3 protein-coding genes are annotated in these 2,278 nt (G+C 48.6%); 1 reads left to right on the top strand and 2 read right to left on the bottom strand.

From position 1 onward, the window contains the following. The coding region (locus IBX48_RS10310; protein WP_296834256.1) for a HipA domain-containing protein at positions 1-905 on the top strand (905 nt) is incomplete at its 5' end. 33 nt (positions 906-938) lie between these two features. Here IBX48_RS10310 and IBX48_RS10305 read toward each other — a convergent pair. Next, complete coding sequence (locus IBX48_RS10305) at positions 939-1,847, bottom strand: LysR family transcriptional regulator (RefSeq protein WP_296834253.1); 909 nt, start codon at positions 1,845-1,847, stop codon at positions 939-941. Between the two features lie 15 nt (positions 1,848-1,862). Continuing rightward, on the bottom strand, positions 1,863-2,278 hold a 416-nt coding region (locus tag IBX48_RS10300), incomplete at its 5' end, for a type II toxin-antitoxin system VapC family toxin (RefSeq protein ID WP_296834249.1).

The following is a 2,278-nucleotide window of genomic DNA, read 5'->3' as shown; positions in this document are numbered from 1 at the left end:
ATGTGCATCGCATGGGTGCGTTGCGTTTTAAGTTAGAAGAGGCCGGTGCGTTTTTAGATGACAATCATGCGTTATCCGCACCGCCCATGTCGTCGTTGCGGGAATTGGAAGTAGCGGCTTCAGAAGTTGAAAAACCGGGTATCAATACATCGGCGGACTATTCAAAGTGGTTGAATATGTTGATTTCTCCTGGTTCATCTTTGGGTGGTGCGCGACCAAAGGCCAGCGTGGTTGATGAAGATGGCAATTTGTGGATTGCTAAGTTTCCAAGCCGTTATGACACGCATGATATGGCCGCTTGGGAAATGCTGGTGTATAAGTTGGCGATGGAGGCCGGTATTAATATGTCGCCCTGTGAAATTAAGCGTTTGAATAGTGAACAGCATACGTTTTTAACCCAGCGTTTTGATCGCGTTGCAGGACAGCGGCTGCCTTTTTCATCCGCCATGACACAACTTGGCTATTTTGATGGCGAAGCGGGCGCGAGTTATTTGGAGTTGGCTGAGCTTTTAATTCAGCAGGGCGCGAATACTAAGGACGATTTGGCGCAGTTATGGCGGCGAATGGTATTTTATATTGCGGTATCGAATACCGATGATCATTTGAAAAATCACGGTTTTCTTCATACGCCGAAGGGTTGGGTTTTATCGCCTGCTTACGACATTAACCCCGTGGCTGATGGCACGGGTCTGCATTTGAATATTGATGAAGTCGATAATCGCCTTGATTTTGCATTGGCCTTTTCCGTGATTGACTATTTTCAACTCAATCAACCAACAGCCGAAACCATTTATCGGCAAGTGATTCAGGCGGTTGATCAATGGCGTGAGGTGGCGGAACAACTCAAAATCAGTCGCCAAGAGCAAGAATTAATGGCACCTGCATTTATGGTACAACGCCTTTAATCACGCCTAAAATCACCAGGCCTGGTGGTTGGCTTAATGCCCCATTGTTTGTTTGATGCGGTCGATAAAATCATGGATATAGGGGGCGTGTTGGGCATTGTCTGCAGTATGGGTGGCGGCGTAGAGGGTAGACCAGAGGCCGTGTTGACCGAGGCGTTTGCGCGGCAGGTGTTTAAAGTCGTCTTGGGTATCGAGCAACCATTTTGGCAGGGCGCACACACCGCGTCCGCTTTCAACACGATGCAACATCATTAGCGTCATGTCGGTGTGTTCAGTCTCTTTTGGCCGCAGGTTATGCGGGGTCAGAAACTGGCGGAAAATATCGAGTTTGTCTTCACTCACCGGATAGCAAATCAGGGTTTCGTTTTGCAAGTCTTGCGGTTGCAACCAGGCCTGGTTATGGGCCGCCGTGTTGAGTGGATGGTTCGGTGGCAATACCAATTGAATCTCATAGCTAAATAACGGCTCAAACTTCAATTCGTCGCTTTCCAGCGGGTCGGACGTAATCACCAAATCCAATTCATGTTTCAGCAGGCTGGGCAGCGCGAGATTGCTCAAGCGTCCGGCAATATCGACATCGACATTCGGCCATTGCGCTTGATAAGGGCGCAGCAGCGGCAATAACCATTCAAAACAGGTATGGCATTCCACACCAATTTTAAGCCGACCTTGTTCACCGGCGGCGAGGCGTTTGAGTTGGTTTTCGGTGTGGTGGATTTGCGGTAGAACCTGTTGCGCCAGTTGCAACAGCAGTTTGCCCGCAGGCGTGAATTGCAACGGCTGGCTTTTGCGCTCAAACAATTTGAGTTCAACACTGTCTTCAAGCTGTTTAATCTGATGCGACAGCGCCGATTGCGTCATAAACAAGGCATCAGCGGTTTTCACCAGGTTGCCGTGTTTCGCCAGCGCATCAAGGGTTTTAAGGTGTTTGATTTCGAGCATCCTTTAAATCCTCAACTAAACCATTAAGACCATGTTGCCGTATTTTTCAATTTGCGTGTCATGGGTCATGAGTCTCATTGGCTCGGTCATAGCCTGTGCAATCAGCAGTCGATCAAATGGATCTTGATGATGTTGGGGTAATTCAGCAATCGCAAGAGTGTGTTCGGCATAGATGGGCAATATTTGATAGCCTGCGGCTTGAAAATAGCTCAGTGCTTGTTTGGCATCGACAGGCATGTCGCCTTTGCCAAGGCTGTGTTTGATTGCAATTTCCCACAAACTGACGGCGCTGACCCATATGGTATTTTTGGGATTTAAAATGGTCTGTTTAGCTTGTGCATTGAGGCGAGGGCTGTCGGCAATCGCCCAAAGCGCGATATGGGTGTCGAGCAAAATATTCATGCGTCTTGTCCTAAAAACAGCTTGGCGAC

Origin of the sequence: Thiomicrospira sp. (assembly GCF_014859555.1) — a bacterium.
Lineage (GTDB): Bacteria > Pseudomonadota > Gammaproteobacteria > Thiomicrospirales > Thiomicrospiraceae > Thiomicrospira.
This window is presented reverse-complemented; position numbering and strand designations above follow the sequence as displayed.